This is a genomic window from Glutamicibacter sp. Je.9.36 (genome assembly GCF_051129975.1).
In the GTDB taxonomy this organism is placed as follows: domain Bacteria; phylum Actinomycetota; class Actinomycetes; order Actinomycetales; family Micrococcaceae; genus Glutamicibacter.
Window position 1 is genome coordinate 18180 of sequence record NZ_JBCPSN010000007.1, and the last position, 18926, is coordinate 37105.

General features: G+C 58.8%; 19 protein-coding genes, 1 tRNA gene and 2 riboswitches. Of the genes, 11 read left to right on the forward strand and 9 right to left on the reverse strand.

The window, feature by feature from the left end:
• Window positions 1-58: 58 nt before the first annotated feature.
• From AAZQ98_RS15785 to AAZQ98_RS15805, 5 genes are all read right to left on the reverse strand, one after another.
• Complete coding sequence (locus AAZQ98_RS15785) at window positions 59-949, reverse strand: DUF4031 domain-containing protein (RefSeq protein ID WP_434693606.1); 891 nt, start codon at window positions 947-949, stop codon at window positions 59-61.
• Window positions 950-992: 43 nt separating this feature from the next.
• Window positions 993-1283 (reverse strand): WXG100 family type VII secretion target, encoded by a 291-nt coding sequence (locus tag AAZQ98_RS15790; RefSeq protein ID WP_038990044.1) that lies wholly within the window; start codon window positions 1281-1283, stop codon window positions 993-995.
• A 111-nt stretch (window positions 1284-1394) separates the two neighbouring features.
• A complete protein-coding gene (locus AAZQ98_RS15795) occupies window positions 1395-2933 on the reverse strand; it encodes a sensor histidine kinase (protein WP_332498331.1) in 1539 nt (512 codons plus the stop codon).
• Window positions 2934-2985: 52 nt separating this feature from the next.
• The gene (locus AAZQ98_RS15800; RefSeq protein ID WP_105659125.1) at window positions 2986-3693 is read right to left on the reverse strand and encodes a response regulator transcription factor; all 708 of its coding nucleotides are present in this window, start codon (window positions 3691-3693) and stop codon (window positions 2986-2988) included.
• A 58-nt stretch (window positions 3694-3751) separates the two neighbouring features.
• Window positions 3752-3970 (reverse strand): hypothetical protein, encoded by a 219-nt coding sequence (locus AAZQ98_RS15805; RefSeq protein ID WP_105659126.1) that lies wholly within the window; start codon window positions 3968-3970, stop codon window positions 3752-3754.
• Between the two features lie 254 nt (window positions 3971-4224).
• Between AAZQ98_RS15805 and AAZQ98_RS15810 the strand changes: the two genes are divergently transcribed.
• Both AAZQ98_RS15810 and AAZQ98_RS15815 read left to right on the forward strand, forming a co-directional pair.
• Complete coding sequence (locus tag AAZQ98_RS15810; RefSeq protein WP_038990235.1) at window positions 4225-4608, forward strand: cold-shock protein; 384 nt, start codon at window positions 4225-4227, stop codon at window positions 4606-4608.
• Between the two features lie 3 nt (window positions 4609-4611).
• Window positions 4612-5220, forward strand: a complete 609-nt coding sequence (locus AAZQ98_RS15815; RefSeq protein ID WP_434693610.1) for a DUF3027 domain-containing protein — start codon at window positions 4612-4614, stop codon at window positions 5218-5220.
• A gap of 74 nt (window positions 5221-5294) precedes the next feature.
• On the opposite strand, the gene serC is transcribed toward AAZQ98_RS15815, so the two are convergent.
• Window positions 5295-6416, reverse strand: coding sequence for a phosphoserine transaminase (gene serC, locus AAZQ98_RS15820; protein ID WP_133833231.1), 1122 nt, complete (start codon window positions 6414-6416; stop codon window positions 5295-5297).
• Window positions 6417-6676: 260 nt separating this feature from the next.
• Here serC and AAZQ98_RS15825 point away from each other — a divergent pair, with 260 nt between their 5' ends.
• The 4 genes from AAZQ98_RS15825 (at window position 6677) to AAZQ98_RS15840 (ending at window position 10532) form a co-directional block, all read left to right on the forward strand.
• On the forward strand, window positions 6677-7375 hold the full coding sequence (locus tag AAZQ98_RS15825) for a metal-dependent transcriptional regulator (RefSeq protein WP_105659129.1): 699 nt from the start codon (window positions 6677-6679) through the stop codon (window positions 7373-7375).
• Between the two features lie 104 nt (window positions 7376-7479).
• Window positions 7480-7630: riboswitch (cyclic di-AMP (ydaO/yuaA leader) on the forward strand.
• A gap of 4 nt (window positions 7631-7634) precedes the next feature.
• A complete protein-coding gene (locus AAZQ98_RS15830; RefSeq protein ID WP_105661597.1) occupies window positions 7635-8681 on the forward strand; it encodes a M23 family metallopeptidase in 1047 nt (348 codons plus the stop codon).
• 123 nt (window positions 8682-8804) lie between these two features.
• A riboswitch (cyclic di-AMP (ydaO/yuaA leader) is annotated at window positions 8805-8975 on the forward strand.
• Between the two features lie 3 nt (window positions 8976-8978).
• A complete protein-coding gene (locus tag AAZQ98_RS15835; RefSeq protein ID WP_105661598.1) occupies window positions 8979-9806 on the forward strand; it encodes a C40 family peptidase in 828 nt (275 codons plus the stop codon).
• A 231-nt stretch (window positions 9807-10037) separates the two neighbouring features.
• A complete protein-coding gene (locus AAZQ98_RS15840; protein WP_105659132.1) occupies window positions 10038-10532 on the forward strand; it encodes an HNH endonuclease in 495 nt (164 codons plus the stop codon).
• Between the two features lie 38 nt (window positions 10533-10570).
• On the opposite strand, the gene AAZQ98_RS15845 is transcribed toward AAZQ98_RS15840, so the two are convergent.
• The gene (locus AAZQ98_RS15845) at window positions 10571-10981 is read right to left on the reverse strand and encodes an NUDIX hydrolase (RefSeq protein WP_434693615.1); all 411 of its coding nucleotides are present in this window, start codon (window positions 10979-10981) and stop codon (window positions 10571-10573) included.
• Window positions 10982-11168: 187 nt separating this feature from the next.
• On the opposite strand from AAZQ98_RS15845, the gene AAZQ98_RS15850 reads away from it, so the two are divergent.
• Window positions 11169-12398 carry an ROK family protein gene (locus tag AAZQ98_RS15850; RefSeq protein ID WP_434693616.1) on the forward strand — a complete coding sequence of 410 codons (1230 nt, stop codon included), beginning with the start codon at window positions 11169-11171 and terminating at the stop codon, window positions 12396-12398.
• A 121-nt stretch (window positions 12399-12519) separates the two neighbouring features.
• Here the strand turns inward: AAZQ98_RS15850 and AAZQ98_RS15855 are convergent.
• Window positions 12520-12593 (reverse strand) — tRNA-Arg (locus AAZQ98_RS15855).
• Between the two features lie 67 nt (window positions 12594-12660).
• A complete protein-coding gene (locus tag AAZQ98_RS15860) occupies window positions 12661-13323 on the reverse strand; it encodes a hypothetical protein (RefSeq protein WP_133833228.1) in 663 nt (220 codons plus the stop codon).
• A gap of 83 nt (window positions 13324-13406) precedes the next feature.
• Here AAZQ98_RS15860 and pcrA point away from each other — a divergent pair, with 83 nt between their 5' ends.
• From pcrA to AAZQ98_RS15880, 4 genes are all read left to right on the forward strand, one after another.
• Window positions 13407-15785 (forward strand): DNA helicase PcrA, encoded by a 2379-nt coding sequence (gene pcrA, locus AAZQ98_RS15865; RefSeq protein WP_434693618.1) that lies wholly within the window; start codon window positions 13407-13409, stop codon window positions 15783-15785.
• A 242-nt stretch (window positions 15786-16027) separates the two neighbouring features.
• Window positions 16028-17200: an ADP-forming succinate--CoA ligase subunit beta gene (gene sucC / locus AAZQ98_RS15870; RefSeq protein ID WP_105659137.1), complete on the forward strand. Its 1173-nt coding sequence runs from the start codon at window positions 16028-16030 to the stop codon at window positions 17198-17200.
• A 16-nt stretch (window positions 17201-17216) separates the two neighbouring features.
• Complete coding sequence (gene sucD, locus AAZQ98_RS15875) at window positions 17217-18119, forward strand: succinate--CoA ligase subunit alpha (RefSeq protein WP_105659138.1); 903 nt, start codon at window positions 17217-17219, stop codon at window positions 18117-18119.
• Between the two features lie 391 nt (window positions 18120-18510).
• Complete coding sequence (locus AAZQ98_RS15880; RefSeq protein WP_434693620.1) at window positions 18511-18900, forward strand: hypothetical protein; 390 nt, start codon at window positions 18511-18513, stop codon at window positions 18898-18900.
• Window positions 18901-18926 lie beyond the last annotated feature (26 nt).

Consider the following 18926-nt stretch of genomic DNA (forward strand, 5'->3'; position numbering starts at 1 on the left):
CCCGGATCCTTTCGAGGGATCCGGGCCATCGGCCGTTTAACTTAGGACAAGCGTTGCACTATAGCCAGCTGTGCAACAGCTCCAGCTCGGTGCCCAAATTGTTCCGCGCGCGCTGCTCCCAGCGCCGGGATCCGGCTTGGGTGCCGTAGATCAGTTCTTTCTCCAACAAGCCGCTGAGGATCTTGCTGCGCCCGGAAGCAAGCACATGGCGGGGAAGATGCCCGTACTCCTTGTAGATGGCCTCGGCGTAGCGCTGGTATGCCGGAGCGGGGCGGGCCAGGACCTCCAGATCGGCATCGCAGAGGATATGGCCCAGGCGATCGGTCTCTGCCGGGGCATGCTTGGCGGTGAGCATGACCAACCCGCTGACCTTCGAGACGGCACCAGGGGAGAGGACTCCCCGCAGCCGTTCACGGGCCAAGGTGGCCGATTTGAACTCGTCCTCGCTGGTTCCAGCGTAGACGGCGTCGTGGAACCACGCAGCGAGTTGGAGCAGCATGAGCTCTTCGGGATCGGCCTGGCCTTCAGCCAGCCAGTCGATGGCTTCGAGCACCGAGAGCAGATGCACCCGGTCGTGGTAGTGGCGATGGCTCTCGGACCAATAGCCCAATAGCTCGGTTCCGAGCTGAGGCTCGGTGGGCAAGGTGCGGGACCAACGCCGGGTAAGGACGGTTCCCAGCTTCTCCGGACGGTATTTGGCTGGTATCCGAATCCCGGACTTGACCAGTGCGCGGACCAGCTCGGATCCGGAGACTTCAAGGGCGCCAGCTGCCACGAGCCGATCGTAGCGTTCGCGAGGCACATCGTAGTGATCCCGGTCGAAAGCTCGGCGGGAGATTTCTTGCTGCCCGGCGAACTCATGGAGTTCAGCCAATGAAGTATCCGACACCAAGTGGGCAAAGAGCGTGCCGTGGGCAGGCCAGCGCGGCGGGTCGATCAGAATGCTCATAAGGCTAAGCCTACTGATCAACCGGCCGTCGCGCCTGCGCTTTTCAGTAACGGAACAGCGAGGTGTTGACCTGCTCGACCTCTTCGTACTGCATGGAGGCATGGTTCAGGGCCGTGGCAATGCTGCTCAGCGCCTCTTCGATCTGCACATGGGTTGACCGCCACTCGGCCACGATCGACTGGAAGGAGGCCGCGGCGGAACCCTGCCAGGTGCTTTGCAACTGGTCCAGGTTCATCTGCATGGTCGAGACCTCATTGCGTAGCCGGTCAATGGTGTTCATGACGGCCTGGGATTTAACCTGCATCTCGCCGGTGTTGGTGGAGAACGTACTCACTGGAATCGTCCTTTCTGGAATGAGCGGTTTGATCACTGATGCACTCACCTTAGAAACACCACACCCCGTGCCGGTCAAAACCGGCACGGGGTGTGGAGAAAGCCAATGGCGCTAGTCTTCCGTATCGTCGACTTCCGGTGCTTTCGGTTCGCGCAGCGGCACGTAGGGCATGGAGATGGACATCGTGGCGCCGCCGCCAGGGGTATCTGCCAACGCCACCGAACCTCCGTGCTGCTGGACGATGGCCGCAACAATGGCCAAGCCCAGGCCGGAACCGCCGGTCTCGCGTTGGCGCGAGCTATCGGAGCGGTAGAAGCGTTCAAAAATGCGCTTGGAATCCTCGGCCGGGATGCCCGGGCCGTGGTCGCGGATTTCAACGACCGCGTCCAGCGTTCCAGCTACCAATGAGCGCACGCCGACAGCAATTTCCAAGGGGGAACCTTCCGGGGTATAGCGCAGCGCGTTGGTGAGCAGGTTGGCGATGATCTGCCGGATGCGGGCATCATCACCGACGGTGCTCGCTGGGCTGGGGCGTTCGGACACGAGCCCCACAAGTTTGACGGTACGGTCCGGTGCACGGACCTTGGTGTCTTCCACCGCGTCCTGGCCCAGGACCAGCAAATCCACTGGCTGCTTTTCCATGGGGCGCTGCTCGTCCAGGCGGGCGAGCATCAAGAGGTCCTCAACCAGACGGGCCATGCGCTTGGATTCGCTTTCGATGCGGCCCATCGCCGAGTCCATGGCCTCCGGATCCGCCAGCCCGCCGTAGCGGTAGAACTCCGAATAGCCCTGGATGGTGACCAGCGGGGTACGCAGCTCATGCGAGGCGTCCTGGATAAAGCGGCGCATCTTCTGCTCGGAAGCCTCGCGGTCGTTGAACGCCTTTTCAATTTGGGCCAGCATGGCGTTGAGCGAGCGCGAGAGCCTGCCCACTTCGGTCTCCGCGGGATAGTCCTTCACGCGCTGGGACAGATCGCCATCGGCGATCATCGACGCGGTGCGCTCCACATTGATCAGCGGCTTGAGCGAACGCCCAGTGAGCCCGTAGGCGATCATCGACATCAGCAGGGCCGCAAGCGTGCCGGTGGAGAGCACCAGCACCGCAGTTTGGTTGACGGTACGGTTCACATTATCCAGCGGCATGGACAGGAACAGGTTCAGCTCGCTGCTCTTCAACGGGATCATCACCGTACGCCAACCAGCGGAAGTGGGGAAGGCACCGGGGACCGTGGCAGGGGAGTTCGGGTGGGCTGCCAGCTGCTGGATCTGCTCCATATTAAGCAGCGGCAGGTCCGTGCCGTTGGAAGGGCCGACCCGCGAACGCGGCATCACGTAGACGATCTCGCCGTCCTGGTCGCGAATGTCAGCGTAGGCGCTGCTGAGCCCGAGCAGCGTGGCATCGACATCCAAGGCGTCATGGCTGCCGTTGTCCTCGTTCAAGGAGTAGAGGTAGGCCTTGTTCAGCCCGTAGGCCATCGTCGACTTGGACACGTTCAGCTGCTTGTCGATCTGGCTGGTCATCGCGATCCTCAGCGTATGCGCCGAACCGATAGCGGTAGCGAAGATCGCGACGATCATCAGTCCAAACATGACCGCGACCAGTTTGGTCCGCAACGAGGTGCGACGCCACTGGGCTCGAAATGACTTCATATGCTGACTTTACAAGGCCTTCAATTATTGGCGCGGACCGTTACGTGTGCCGTTAGCGGCGGTCTGGGGTGCGCATCAGGTAGCCCACGCCGCGCTTGGTCTGGATCAGTGCAGGCCATTCCGGGCGGTCCACCTTGCGACGCAGGTAGGAAATGTAGGATTCCACGATCGAGGCATCGCCGTTGAAGTCGTATTCCCAGACATGGTCCAAGATCTGCGACTTGGACAGTACGCGGTTCGGGTTCATCATCAGGTAGCGCAGCAGCTTGAACTCGGTGGGGGACAGGTCAATGATCTCCCCGGCACGGCGCACCTCGTGGGCATCGTCGTCCAGCTCAAGGTCGGCCACGATGATGGTCGCGTTCTCGTCCTCGCCATTGGCGGTACGACGCAGGACGGCGCGGATGCGGGCTACGACTTCATCCAGGCTGAATGGCTTGGTGACATAGTCGTCGCCGCCGACGGTCAAGCCGGTGACCTTGTCGCTGGTGTCGTCGCGCGCGGTCAGGAACAGCACCGGGAAGTGGCGGCCAGCGGCGCGCAATTTCCGGGTAATGGTGAAACCGTCCATGTCCGGAAGCATGACGTCCAGGACGGCCAGGTCCGGCTCTTCGGCTTCAACGGCTGCGAGGGCTTCGCGTCCGTTGGCAGCAGCGACAACTTCGAAGCCTGCAAAGCGCAGGGAAGTGGAGAGCAGTTCGCGGATATTCGGCTCGTCATCGACAACGAGAAGTTTTGCCTCAGCAGTTTTTGGACTCATGAATTACAGTGTGCCGAAGAAGTCTGGGAGTCCGCTGAGTGAATGCTGAAGCGAGTGGCTAGCTTTTTCGGCGCCTGGCGACGTTTCCGAAGACCACGATGGCGGCCAGGATGAATGCCGTTGGCAAGCCCAAGCGCGCAAAGAGCATCAGCAGCGGCGGGATGGCGATCTCCTGGAAGTAGAAGACGAGGGTTCCGACCAGCGCCAAGGCGGAAAGGATGGCGATGATGATCGCCAATCGGGAAAGTGCAGTCATGGTTTTGGATGAATCGCTCACGATACCAAGTTTAGCCCCGGAGCCATGGGCGACAGGCGGAATGCGAAGATTGCCGGGCAAAGATGAATTCACCGCACGAGAGATGACATAATCTTAGATAAAGGACTTGAAGCGATCCAGCAGATTGAGCACCCGGCAAGAAGCAGAGAAGAATTCCGGCAGTGGCTCCGCTGGATCGCACATATGAATATGCATGGCGCTGAGCAGGCCTCGGCCATGCAGCTTAGCTACAAGAACGAACGAGGTAAATGATCATGCCTAGCGGCAAGGTTAAGTGGTACGAAAAGGCCAAGGGCTTCGGCTTCATCACCGCCGAAGATGGCAAAGAGATCTACGTCAATGCCGCGGCATTGCCCGAAGGCGTGCATGACCTGCGCCCCGGAACCCGCCTGGAATTCGGCGTTGCCGAAGGCCGCCGCGGTCCACAGGCACTGAGCCTGCGCTTGCTCGAAGCCGCCCCATCGGTCGCACGTGCCAAGCGCAAGAAGCCCGAAGACGAGGCAGTGCTGATCGAAGATCTTATTAAGCTGCTCGACAACGTTTCCAATAGCTTGCGCAATGGGCGTTATCCTGAACAGGCATATGGCAAGAAGGTTGCTACCGTACTTCGTGCGGTAGCCGACGATCTGGACGCATAAATAATGGCCCGTAAACCCAAGTTGGACACCATCCTCGCCGAGGCAGTGGATACTGCTCGCGACGCGCTCGCAGAAATTGCCGGTGCGTCAGAAGTCGGCGAACACCTAGGCGTCACGGCGGAAGGTGAGCGACTTGTCACCCATCGTTTTGTCTCCCATAAGTCGGGATATCAAGGATGGACCTGGTTCGCCACGCTTGCGCGGGTCTCACGGGCAAAATCCAAGGACCTGACGGTTTGCGAAGTAGGCATTATTGCAGGGGAGCAGTCATTGCTCGCTCCGGCATGGGTGCCATGGGCCGACCGCCTGGCAAAGGAAGAGATTGAAGCGGCCAAGGCCGCCGAAGCAGCAGAGGACTTGGCCGGAACCGGCGGGGAAGCCGACGGTCCTGAAGCCACGGAGCCAGCGAAGGAGCCGGATCCATCGGATCCAGGCGCCGAGGCCCAGGATCAGCAGACCGAAGCCGAAGCGGACGGCGCCGAAAATGACGATGACGCTGTGCAGCAGCATAAGTCGCCGGCACGTCGCCAGGTACGCCGCCGTCGCACGGCGCAGCGCACCGCAGCCCGTCGCCGGGCAGCGCAGCGTAATCGCACGCGCAAGGAAAACTAGGCAATAGCGGCAAAGACCTTCGCACAACGATTCTGAATCGTCGTGCGAAGGTCTTTGGCTTTAATCGTGGGTTCTTAGAGCTGCTCGATCACGTAGTCGATGCACTTGAGCAGTGCTTCGACGTCGCTTGGCTCGATCGCAACGAAGGTGGCGATCCGCAGCTGGTTGCGGCCCAGCTTGCGGTATGGTTCCACGTCGACAACGCCGTTAGCGCGCAGTGCCTTGGCAATTGCCGAGGCATCGACCGAGTCATCGAAGTCAATGGTGGAGATGACGTTCGAGCGGTGCGCTGGGTCGGCCACATAAGGGGAAGCGATTTCGGAAGCCTCGGCCCAAGCCCGGATCATCCCAGCGGACTGTGCCGTGCGCGCTGCCGCCCACTTCAGGCCGCCGTTGGCATTGATCCACTTGATCTGCGCATCCAGGCCCACAAGAGTGGTCAGCGATGGCGTGTTGTAGGTCTGGTTCTTCAAGGAGTTATCCAGCGCGGTCGCCAGGTTCAAGAAGTCGGGGATCCAGCGGTCGGTTGCTGCGATTTCCTCGATGCGGGCAATCGCGGCGGGAGAAACGAAAGCCAGCCACAGGCCGCCGTCGGAAGCGAAGTTCTTCTGCGGAGCGAAGTAGTACACGTCGGTCTCGGACAGATCAACGTCCAGGCCTCCGGCGGCGCTGGTGGCGTCAATGACTACCAGTGCATCGTCGTTGGCGCCAGCAACGCGCTTGATCGGCGCCGCGGCACCGGTTGAGGTCTCATTGTGCGGCCACGCGTAGAGGTCTACGTCGGCTTCGGCTACGGGTTCAGGTACGGTGCCCGGCTCGCCGACAATGATGGAGGAAGGTTCCAGGAATGGAGCCTTGTCGGTGGCTTTGGCGAACTTCGAGCCGAATTCGCCGAAGGACAGGTGCTGCGCCTTGGAACGGACCAGGCTGAATGCAGCGGCATCCCAAAACGCGGTGGATCCACCCACGCCGAGAAGAACTTCGTAGCCCTCTGGCGCGCTGAACATTTCCTTCAGGCCGTCCTGAACCGAAGCTACGAGGTTCTTGACCGGAGCCTGGCGGTGGGAGGTGCCCAGCAGTTCGGCGCCGGCATCGACGATGGCTTGGATCTGTTCTGCGCGAACCTTGGAAGGTCCTGCACCGAATCGACCATCGGCGGGCAGAAGGTTTTCTGGAATGTTGATATCCGTGCTCATCGCGCTCCTCTTGTAGCGATAGATTGAAGTGCCATAACGGCCACCATTACCCATGGTTTGGAATATTGACAGATAGCCTTGGCGTTTCAATAGATATCTTCGCAAATAGCGGGGTGTCGTGAGAAAAGCGCGTCGGTCGGTTACGCCGAGGGCTTGGCGGGTTACAGGGCTTTCTGCAGCTCCGACCAAGTAGAGTGGGATATCGACGCCACGTAAATTTCGAGCGAACTTAATTGTTGTGACTTCCAGGAGCGACTGCCGTGTCTGATCTTATCGATACAACCGAGATGTATCTGCGTACCATTCTTGAGCTTCAAGAAGAGGAAATCGTGGCACTGCGCGCCCGAATTGCAGAGCGTCTTGGCCACTCGGGCCCAACCGTGTCGCAGACGGTTGCTCGCATGGAACGAGACGGCCTGGTTATCGTATCGACCGATCGCCACCTTGCTTTGACCGAGAAAGGTCACGAGCTGGCTACGGGCGTGATGCGCAAGCACCGCTTGGCGGAGCGCCTGTTGTCGGACATCATCGGGTTGGACTGGGAGTACGTGCACGATGAAGCGTGCCGCTGGGAACACGTGATGAGCGAACGCGTCGAGCGTCGGCTCTTTGATCTTCTGGGCAAGCCAACAGTGTCGCCCTACGGCAACCCAATTCCGGGCCTGGAAGTCCTCGGTGGCCCCAATGTGGGCGAAATCTCACATGAAGTAGAGAACTTGGATGATGCCCTGCTGTCCGGAAACATCGGCCCAGTGGCAATTGAGCGCCTGGCCGAACCGATCCAAACGGACCCAATCCTGCTCGGACAACTGAACGAAGGTGGAATCCGCCCAGGTGCGATTGTCACCTTGGAGCGCGCCGACGACTACGTTGTAGTGCGCGTGGACGGCATCGAAGGCGCCCTGGAGCTGCCGGTCGAGGTCAGCGCACACGTATTTGTAAAGTCTCAGAAAAGATAACGAAATTGTAACTTTCGGCGTTGACAGGTAGCGTTAAGCCTTGGAGCTAGCGATCTAGTTAGCTCTATCCATTTTTGGTGCGACCGCCTAGTGTTGCCCTGCGCCAGAAACGGTCACCAAATCTTGAGGGCAATAACGGGGGACCCACTTTCCGGCGTGCAAACGCCTTGGGGTGAAGTTCTGCGACAAGCAGGCCGGCTGATTCTCAATAGCCGAACCCGACAGCTAACTTCGTAGGCGCAACAGTGAGAGGAATGTTTTGGTAGAAACCAAGACTGCGGGACGTCGCCGCGCTGCCGGCGTCGAAGTAGATGTGATTGCAGAAGTCACCGCTTCGACTGCTGAGCGTAACGGCGGGCGCCGAGCAGCACGTGCTGCTGCCACCGTCCCGATGATTGCACCGGTCAAGCCGGTACATGAAGATTTCGTTGGTCGACGATTCGACTCCATGCAGCGCTACGGTGTTGCTCCTAACCAGACCCTGCTGGCCGGCAAGGATACCGCGAGCAACGTCGTTGCATTGCCAGGAGCTGTTCAAGCCCCTGCCAGCAAGCCTGCCCCGATCGAAGCAGCAGGCAATGTCGAGTTCATTTCGAGCCTCAAGTCCAAGGTTCAGAAATCCACCCACCGTGGATTCGCCCACAAGGTGGCAGCCGTAGCCGCCGTTTCGGGTTTGGCGCTTGCCGCCGTAACTCCACAGCTCTCCGGCAGCGCGGAGGAGAACAAGGCCGTTGAGGTCGCAGCTCAGCGCACCGCCACTTCCGCAGTTGTAGATGTAACTGCACCAACCGGCAATGCGGAACTGTCCGTGGAGCGCGCAGCTTTGACCTCCGAGCTGAACACCGAAGTTGCCAAGGAAGAGAAGTTCGCCGAGATCATGACCGCTTCGGGCGGTAGCGTCACGGCCATCAAGGACACCTCGGGATTGCTCGGCGCCCCGGTCACCACGAAGCGCATCACTTCCACGTTCGGGCACCGCAAGAATCCAACCGGTCCAGGCTTCATGATCCACAGCGGCACCGACTACGGTGTGCCAAGCGGTACCAAGGTCTACGCGGCAGCTGACGGTGTTGTGACTGTCTCGGGTTGGGCTGGGCACTCCGGCAACCGCATCACCCTTGACCACGGCAACGGCCTGGAGACCGGTTACAGCCACAACAGCCAGCTGGTTGTGAAGGTTGGCCAAAAAGTTAAGCGCGGTGACGTTGTTGCGTTGGCCGGCAGTACTGGCAACTCAACCGGTCCTCACGTGCACTTCGAAGTGATCGTTGACGGTCAGTTCAAAGACCCAGCAGGTTGGTTATAACGACGTTCGTCACCATTCCGTGATCAAAACGTGACATTTCAAAAAACTTCCTATAGTCTTATATGCGTGCCATGGGGATCCCTGGGCATCATTGCGTGAGAACCGAGCACTGCCAACACGCAATGAGTAGTTATACACAACTCGTACGGCAGTGGCGGGGGAACCAATATCGGGTCGTTAGTTTTGGCTAACAACCCTAGGGGTGAAGTGGATAGAGAAGGCAACTTCGAATCCACCGAGGTAACTCCACTTCGAACCCGACAGCTTACCTCGTAGGTATCAAGGAGAGGCAATATTTTGACCAAGAGTCATGCACGCGGACGTCGCCGCGCCGACGTTCCACGCACCAACTCGCTACAGGCGATTTCACAGGCCGTAGCATCCAACGCTGGCTCGGTAGGCCGCCAGGCCGCCGTTGTCGCTGCAGCATCCGGCTTGATCGTCACTTTGGGCGTGCCTGGCCAGGCAACTGCACCACGTGACGTTTCTGCATCGCCTGTTGACACCATCAATCCAGAGCGTGTTGCAGTCAAGGCAGTAAAGGTAGCTGCTGACAAGAAGGCTGATGTCGCAATCGAGCGCGCCAGCTTCACCGCTGAAGAGAAGCCAGAGCCTGTTGTCATTGCAGTTTCGAATGACATCACCCCAACTACCCGCAGCAGCAACTCGGGTAACTCTGATTCGATGGCCCCGATGACTCGTCAGAGCCGTTCGGGTGGACAGGAATCGGCTCCGCAGCAGAAGGCTCAGCCAAAGGCTGAAACTCCTGTTCAGACCTCCAACCTTTCCGGCATCGCAGGCACCGCTGCCAAGTACGTGGGCGTTCCATACGTATGGGGTGGCAACGGTCCAAGCGGCTGGGATTGCTCCGGCTTCGTCAAGTACGTCTACGCGCAGCACGGCATCAACATTGCTCGCGGCACCTCGGCCATCCTCGGATCCGGCCAGTTCGTCCGCACCAGCAACCCTAAGCCAGGCGACTTGGTATTCCAGAACGGTGGCGGCCACGTCGGCATCTACCTGGGCGGCGGCCAGATGATCGGCGCGCAGAACCCAACCGTGGACACCATGATCCACTCGGTTTCGCGCAACCCGCTGTACGGCTACTACACCCTAGCTGGCTAAGCTTCAAAGCTTTTCATAGGCCATCGGATGAGAAAGACATCCGATGGCCTATGTTCGTTTAACCAGTTGAACTCTGGGCATCAGAACGATGAAAAGAAGACAATTTCTTGGTTAGGTACCCACCAATAATCCGAAGCATCGCATAGGCTAGCGCTTAGAGACACTCCGAGCAGAACGCGAGCTCCATCAATGCCAGATGGTGGCCATCGGTTCATGAAGGTAGTACGAGCAATGCGAACTTTGGTATTAAACGCAGGATACGAACCACTAGCAGTTGTGACGTTCCGTCGAGCACTAGTGCTAGTCATGACCGAAAAAGCGAGCATCGTTCTCCAAGATGATCTCGCCCCCATCCGCAGTTCTCATGGAGATCTACCTCGGCCAACTGTCATCGTTCTGAAACGCTATGTACGACGCCCCTACAGGGACATGCAACATGTCACCCGTAGGGGCGTTCTGCGTAGAGACGCCTTTACCTGCGCGTATTGCGGCAAAGCTGCCAATACGATTGACCACGTCATTCCCCGCAGCAGGGGAGGCCAGAACACCTGGGAGAACCTCGTGGCCGCTTGCCTGCTTTGCAATAGCCGCAAAGCGGACAAGATGCTCTCGCAACTGGGCTGGCAACTGCGTATTACACCCCATCGTCCACGCGTTGCTGGCCATCTGGTTTCGGGACTGCAGCACGTTGATGCGGCATGGGACGAATACTTGCACGCAAGCTAGCCGCTGGCGCGGTGCTGCTGAGATGGACCCAGCGGCGCTTATTTCTTGCTGCGTTCAATGGCTAGCGGCAGGACGCGGTCGCGAAGCAACGGAGCTAGATCGTCGCGTTCCAGGGCCACCTGCGGGTCGATCCACAGCAGTTCCTCCAATTCCGCTAACGGGGCGAGTTCGCCATCGAAGGCTGCGCTGTATAAAGAGGCTCGGATCATCGTGTCCGCCTCGTTGGCAGCCGGTCCGATCCATTCGCCGTCGTATTGCAGCTCGTCAGCGGTGAAGCTGAGGCCCAATTCTTCACGAATTTCTCGAATGATAGTTTGTAACGCTGTTTCCCCGGCTTCGGGTTTGCCGCCAGGTTGCATGAACTTCGTCGTTCCACGCTTGCGAACCAGGAGGATTTCTCCTTGGTTGTTGATTAAACACGCCGCTGAGATCGTCAAATTTTTCTTCACTAAAACACAATATCGCGTGTTTATAGGAGTTAGAGATGGTAACGTGCTTAATTGGATCTCCAACGGTTTTAGTTCTAGTTCATCATGGTTACTTTACTCGCAGTATCTAACCGAAGTATTGATGACTACCGAAAACGTTGGAATTGAAAGATCGATCCATCAACTTTACAGATCTATGGAGCAATAAATGCGACGGGGTACAAATCTAGGACGCTTGGGAGACTTCAACCAAGCCGTAATTCTTGAGTCAATTCGACGGGCACCAGAAGGAATTAGCCGCGTTGAACTGGCCGGTTCGACTGGTCTGTCGCCACAGACCATTTCCAATGTTGTCCGCCGTTTGCTGGATGACGGAATCGTTCGAGAAGACCGCACGATCGTCTCCGGACCAGGCAAGCCTCGCACCGTTCTGGAGCTCGAAGGCAACCGACTTGTTTCCATTGGCATCCACCTAGACCCCAGCGTGCTGACCTTCGTCGCAATGAACCTGCGCGGCGAGGTTCTGCGCGAACGCCGCATCGAAGTTCCCAACCTCGAAGTAGCTACCGAAACTGTCCAGCTCATGGCAACTACGGTCAAGGAACTCATTGCCGAGATCCGCGTGCCGAAGAAGCACATCGTGGGTGTCGGCATTGCTGTTCCGGGTCCAGTAAACGTCGAAGAAGGAGTGGTGCTGAATCCGCCACTGCTCGATGGCTGGGCAGACGTTGAACTGGTGAACCCACTGCGCAAGCTCTTGCGCCTGCAGGTCATCATCGAAAAGGACACCATCGCTTCAGCAGTTGGCGAACTGTGGCAGTCCAAGGAAGAGAAGAACAACGACTTCGTCTTCATTTACTGCGGTCACGGCTTCGGCGCTGGTCTGGTATTCAACGGCGATGTCCACCACGGTGCAAGCAACAACGCTGGCGAAATCGGCCACTACTCAACCGGTTACAAATCTGTGGGCTGCGAACAATGCGGTGCGGAGGATTGCCTCGCTTCCGGCACCTCCTACGAATTCATCGCTGCGCAGGCCAAGGAACGCGGGCTGGAACTGCCAAGCTACGAAATCGTTGGCCCGGAACAGCGGGCTGCCGGAATGAACCGCCTCTACGAGCTGGCTCACGAAGGAAACAAGGTCGCCAAGGAACTGGTCACCGAAGCCATGATCAAGGTTGGCGAAGTTGCCGGCCAGCTTGCCAACTCGCTGGACGTTCGCGAAGTCGTCTTCGGCGGTCCACAGTGGGAAAAGGTATCCGAACTGGTCGACGACCAAGTCCGAGACGCCATTGGCCGCCGCTTCGCCCTGCGCGGAGTGCATGAAATCGAAACCCGCACCTCCGAGCTCGGCTCCAACGTCGGCGCCATCGGTGGCGCTTGCGTGGTCATGGACGCTTCGCTGTCGCCAAAGGCGACCGCATTGCTGCTGCGTTAAGCCAGACTCATGCTAAGCACTGCGGGTACGTTCCGGATGGAACGTACCCGCAGTGCTTAACGCCGTAGTAACGACAAGAGCCTTGTTTCCCGTCCGAGGACTGGAAACAAGGCTCTAGTTGTGCCCCTGGCCGGAATCGAACCGACGGCCTACCCTTTAGGAGAGGGTCGCTCTATCCTACTGAGCTACAGGGGCATGGGCGTGAAAACACCAACAACACTATCTTACTAGGATGTCCCGGGTGTAATTCCCACGCACTGGCTTAGGCCGTACCCTCGCGAATTGCGAGCATCTTTGCCTTGAGCGCACGATTGGCACGGATAGCGCCAAGACCCACAACAAGACCCGCAGTGATGATCAGCAGTGCCCAGCGGATGGTCGTGAGGATCGATGCCAAAACGACAGCTCCTTCACTGAGGTCTCCAGTGAACAGGGCATCAATTGCGAAGTTCTCCCAAATATCGATTGCTGCGAAGCCCAGAGGGGCAACCCAAGCCAGCCAACGCGTCTGGCGGTGAGGAATCCAGCGGATGAACAACAGCATGGAGAAGACCGCCGTAAACATCGGGAAGAGGAAACCAGCGGTCTTGTGCAAGTAGTTGAGCTGGCCAACAGCATCTTCATCCATGGCGCCACGCAATGCTTCTATGTCGCTTACGGTGTAGCCGAAAATACGCTGATCGGGCATCGCCAGGGAATCGCTGAGGTCCTGCATCTGCACCATCGTGAGCAGATGGTAGTACGCGAATAGCGCAGCGCATATGATCAAGCCCACCGAGATCAGCAGCATCGGGTTCGAACTGTTCTCGTGGGAGGTGCTTTGCACCTTGCCTGGCCCCATGTTCATGCCACGCGGCGCGTTCGGCGCCTGGGCGAACTGCTGGGGCTTGCGGTATTCCTTGGTTTTCCTGACCTTCTTTGCCATATCTCCTATTATGCCCGGCCAATAGCGTGGGCTTTCCCGCTCACACTGAAAGTGTCCGGCGCTCCACGTAGACTGGCTACATCATGGATTTCCTTTTTGACGATTTCGCCCCGGATACCGCACAGCAGGTCATGCCCACTGCTGAGGAGCTTTTGGTCGGCATGAACCCGCAGCAGGAAGAAGCAGTTCGTTATGCTGGGGGCCCGTTGCTGATCGTGGCCGGCGCTGGTTCAGGAAAGACCCGTGTGCTCACGCACCGCATTGCCTACCTCCTGGCGACCGGACGTGCTCGGCCGCACGAAATCCTGGCGATCACCTTCACCAACAAGGCCGCTGCCGAAATGCGTGAACGAGCCGCTGAGCTTATTGGCGACGAGCAAGCGAAGAAGATGTGGATCTCTACTTTCCACTCCTCATGCGTGCGTATTTTGCGTCGCGAGGCGGCCACCATTGGAATGAAATCCAACTTCTCAATCTATGACTCCACGGATTCCTTGCGCCTGATCACCTTAGTCGCCAAGTCTTTGGAGATCGACCCGAAGCGTTTCACGCCCAAGGCGATTGCCCACAAGATCTCCTCGTTGAAAAATGAGCTGATAGATGATGATGACTACGCGGCGACGATCAATACCAATGATCCGTTCTCGCGAGCCGTTTCCGAGGTCTACCGCGGTTACACCCGCCGCCTGCGCGCTGCCAACGCCATGGACTTCGACGACCTGATTGGACAGGTCGTCTACATGTTCCGTGCGTTCCCGCGAGTGGCCGATAACTACCGCCGCCGGTTCCGCCATGTGCTCATTGACGAATACCAGGATACTAACCACGCCCAGTACTCGCTGGTGCGTGAACTCACCGGTGCCGAAGGTGATACCGTCCCCGGCGAACTGACCGTTGTCGGCGACTCAGACCAGTCGATTTACGCTTTCCGCGGTGCCGATATCCGCAATATCGTCGACTTCGAAAAGGACTATCCGAACGCGGCAACCATCAAGCTGGAACAGAACTATCGTTCCACCCAGACGATTCTGTCCGCGGCCAACGAGGTCATCAAGCGAAACCCCGACCGCAATGACAAGAAGCTGTGGACTGCCAGCGGCGACGGCGAGAAGATCACCGGTTATGTTGGTGAATCAGAATCCGACGAAGCACGCTGGATTGCCGAAGAAATACTGCGCTTGAACGATGACGAGGATGTCCGCCCGGGCGACGTGGCGATCTTCTACCGCACTAACGCCCAGTCGCGTGCACTGGAAGAACAGCTGATGCGCGTGGACCTGAAATACCGCGTAGTCGGCGGCACCCGGTTCTACGACCGCAAGGAAATCAAGGACGCACTGGCCTACCTGCGTGCCTTGGTAAACCCGGATGATGACATCAACGTCCGCCGTATCCTCAACGAGCCCAAGCGCGGCATCGGCGACCGTGCCGAAGGCGCCGTGGCAGCGTTGGCTGAACGGGATCGCGTTTCCTTCATGGACGCATTGCGCCGTTCGGATGAAGCACCAGGCTTGGGAACCCGCGGAATCAAGATGACTGCTGCGTTTGTCTCCATGATGGATGACTTGAAGACCGTGGCGGAAGGCTCAGGGCCGGCAGAGGCCCTTGAAGCAGTGCTGGAGCAGACCGGATACCTGGAGACCCTTCGGCTCTCCTCGGATCCGCAGGATGAGTCGCGGGTGGAGAACCTCGCCGAATTGGTCGCCGTGGTCCGGGACTACGTGAACGAAGAACCGGGAGGCGGTCTCGAAGGGTTCCTGGAGCGCGTGGCGCTCGTAGCCGATGCCGACCAGATTCCAGAGGCTCCCAGCGATGATGAGGGCGCAGCAATGGCCGTGCAGGAAGGTGTGGTCACCTTGATGACCCTGCATACTGCCAAGGGCTTGGAATTCCCGGTGGTCTTCCTGACGGGCATGGAGCACGGTGTCTTCCCGCACCAGCGTTCCATGACCGACGAGAAGGAACTCGCCGAAGAACGTCGCCTGGCCTATGTCGGACTGACCCGTGCCCGTGAACGCCTGTACCTGACCCGTGCCGAACAGCGCAGCCTCTGGGGGCAGGCCCAGTACAACCCTGCGAGCCAGTTCCTGGAAGAGGTTCCGGGCGAGCTGATCGACTGGAAGAGCGAGGGCTCTGGCGGTGGAATGGGCTTCGGTTTCGGTAACGCAGCGGTGAATTTCGCCACGAGCAGATATGAACGTGGCAGCCACTGGGGTGCAGGTTCGGCATCGGCGCAACCGGTGCGAGGGCACAACGCCGCCCCTATTTCCAAGACGCGAGTTGTGCAGAATAAGGACATTACAATCCCTGAAGTCGGGCAGAATGTTAAGCATTCTTCGTTTGGCTTGGGCACTGTTATTGCTTTAGAAGGCGCAGGCGACAAGACGGTGGCCAAGGTGCAGTTCCCGGACTCCGAGAAGAGGCTATTGCTGCGCTATGCACCGCTAGAAATCGTGGAGTAGCCGACCGACCCTCCGTGTTTCCTGCGTCACATTCGGCTGCTTTGCTGCAGGACCCGCGAGTTTCTCTACGTGTTGTAAAAGTGGGAAGTTTGCGAAAGTCGGGATAGTCTGAGAGGTGCGCACGGGCTACGGCGCCTAACGACGTCCCGGTAGTTGCGGTGCGCTCTCTTTGGCATGGCATGGATTTCGGTCTGTGGCCGTGCCGCGAGTCAGCATGAACTTCGAACGAAGGACACAAACCCGTGGACCTGTATGAGTACCAGGCGCGCGATCTATTCGAGGCACACGGCGTTCCCGTGCTTGCCGGTATCGTCGCTTACACCCCGGAAGAAGCAAAAGCCGCAGCTGAGAAGATCGGCGGCGTTGTTGTAGTAAAGGCACAGGTCAAGGTTGGTGGCCGTGGCAAGGCTGGCGGCGTCAAGGTCGCTAAGACCGCCGACGAAGCTTTCGAGCACGCTTCCAACATCCTCGGTATGGACATCAAGGGCCACACCGTAAACAAGGTCATGATCGCTCAGGGCGCCGACATTGCTGAGGAATTCTACTTCTCCGTACTGCTGGACCGTGCAAACCGCAACTACCTGGCCATGTGCTCGGTAGAAGGTGGCATGGAGATCGAGGTGCTCGCAGTTGAGCGCCCGGATGCTCTGGCGAAGGTTGCCGTTGACCCAATCGTCGGCATTGATGCCGCGAAGGCCGCTGAAATCGTTGAGGCAGCTAACTTCCCTGAAGAGCTGCGCGCAAAGGTTGCAGACACCATCCAGAAGCTCTGGGTTGTATTCAAGGAAGAAGACGCCACCCTCGTAGAGGTAAACCCACTGGTGAAGACCGGTGCCGGTGACATCGTTGCACTGGATGGCAAGGTTTCCCTGGACGACAACGCATCTGAGGTTCGCCACCCGGCTCACGAAGAGCTCGAGGACAAGGGCGCAGCCGATCCGCTGGAAGCCAAGGCAAAGGCCGCTGGCCTGAACTACGTCAAGCTGGACGGCGAAGTAGGCATCATCGGCAACGGTGCTGGCCTGGTCATGTCGACCCTGGACGTTGTTGCCTACGCTGGCGAGAACCACGGTTCGGTCAAGCCTGCTAACTTCCTTGACATTGGCGGTGGCGCATCGGCTGAGGTCATGGCTAACGGCCTTGACGTCATCCTGAATGACCCACAGGTCAAGTCGGTCTTCGTCAACGTCTTCGGTGGCATCACCGCATGTGACGCTGTCGCAAACGGCATCGTTGGCGCGCTGAACACCCTGGGTGACGCAGCGAACAAGCCACTGGTTGTCCGCCTGGACGGCAACAACGTTGAAGAGGGTCGCGCCATCTTGGCCGAGGCCAACCACCCGTTGGTCACCCTGGCAGCAACCATGGATGAGGGCGCCGACAAGGCTGCCGAGCTCGCCAACGCAGCGAAGTAAGAGGGATAAGCGAACAATGAGCATTTACCTGAACAAGGACTCCAAGGTCATCGTCCAGGGCATCACCGGCGGCGAAGGCACCAAGCACACCGCCCTGATGCTCAAGGCTGGCACCAACATTGTTGGCGGCGTTAACGCCCGCAAGGCCGGCACCACCGTGACCCACGGTGACCAGGACATCAAGGTGTACGGCACCGTGGCTGAGGCCAAGGCCGAGACCGGCGCAGACGTATCGATCGTCTTCGTCCCACCTAAGTTCACCAAGGACGCAGTCGTTGAGGCTATCGAGGCCGAAGTTGGCCTCGTTGTAGTCATCACCGAAGGTGTTCCAGTACAGGACTCCGCTGAGTTCTGGGCTCTGGCACAGTCGAAGGTTGACGCCGACGGCAACCAGATCACCCGCATCATCGGCCCTAACTGCCCAGGCATCATCACCCCAGGTGAAGCACTGGTTGGCATCACCCCGAACAACATCACCGGCAAGGGCCCAATCGGCTTGGTTTCCAAGTCAGGTACCCTGACCTACCAGATGATGTACGAACTGCGCGACTTGGGCTTCTCGACCGCAATCGGCATCGGCGGCGACCCAGTCATCGGCACCACCCACATCGATGCCCTGGCTGCTTTCGAAGCTGATCCAGAGACCAAGGCCATCGTCATGATCGGTGAAATCGGTGGCGACGCTGAAGAGCGCGCTGCTGATTACATCAAGGCCAACGTCACCAAGCCAGTTGTTGGCTACGTGGCTGGCTTCACCGCTCCTGAGGGCAAGACCATGGGCCACGCAGGCGCCATCGTTTCCGGTTCGGCTGGCACCGCCCAGGCGAAGAAGGAAGCACTGGAAGCTGCAGGCGTCAAGGTCGGCAAGACTCCTTCGGAGACTGCTGTGCTGCTGCGCGAAGTTTACGCAGCTCTCTAAGCTGACGCTGAACCAGGGCTGACGCCCTGGAGCATACGCCGGAAACGAACGGTCGCCGCTTCTCCTGAATCTTCAGGAGAAGCGGCGACCGTTTCGCATTTAATTGAAATCTTCTAGTCAAACCGCTGATGCACTCATAAGCTGATTAGAATATATGGTTCCAGGGTCTTAAAAAGGATTGCCGATGATGCGGAGAAGCTACTGGGCAACACTAGCGTGCTTATCCCTGGCATTGGCATCATGCACGAGCCCGGAGGCCGGCGAAAGTGCGGGGCCGTTGCCTTTGAGCCCCGAAACGGCAAGTTCCTGCGATCGACCGTACATTGCCAGCGGCGGTCAGTTGCGTGGTGTAGCGCAGCTGATCCGGGTCGACCGGTTCCATGATCAGCAGATGCGCCAAACTCTGATCGACGCACCTATCGGCTCGACTATCAGCTTCAGCCCTCGTCCCCAGTGGGACAACGTCAATGAAGTGCTCATGGCAGCCAGCGCCGTCTCCGAAACCACTGTCGCCGAAGAGCCCTACGATGCCAGTGACGGGCTGGAATCGTTGATCAGAAGCTCCGACCAGTCTGCGGGGCTTCTGGGCTACTGGGCAGCGCGTCCCGTGACCTACACGTATAGCGTTCAATGCCTCAACGAGCAGCAGAGCCGCTACACGCTGGTCTTCGATACCTGGTCCGACTCCGAATTCGGAATCCTTGACTGCAAGCTGAGGCTGGATGCGATGGCTCAATGGGCTGCGCAAGCAGCCTATGAATCCTACTGCCAATCCTCCTAGCCGTTGAGCCGGATACAACAATGGCG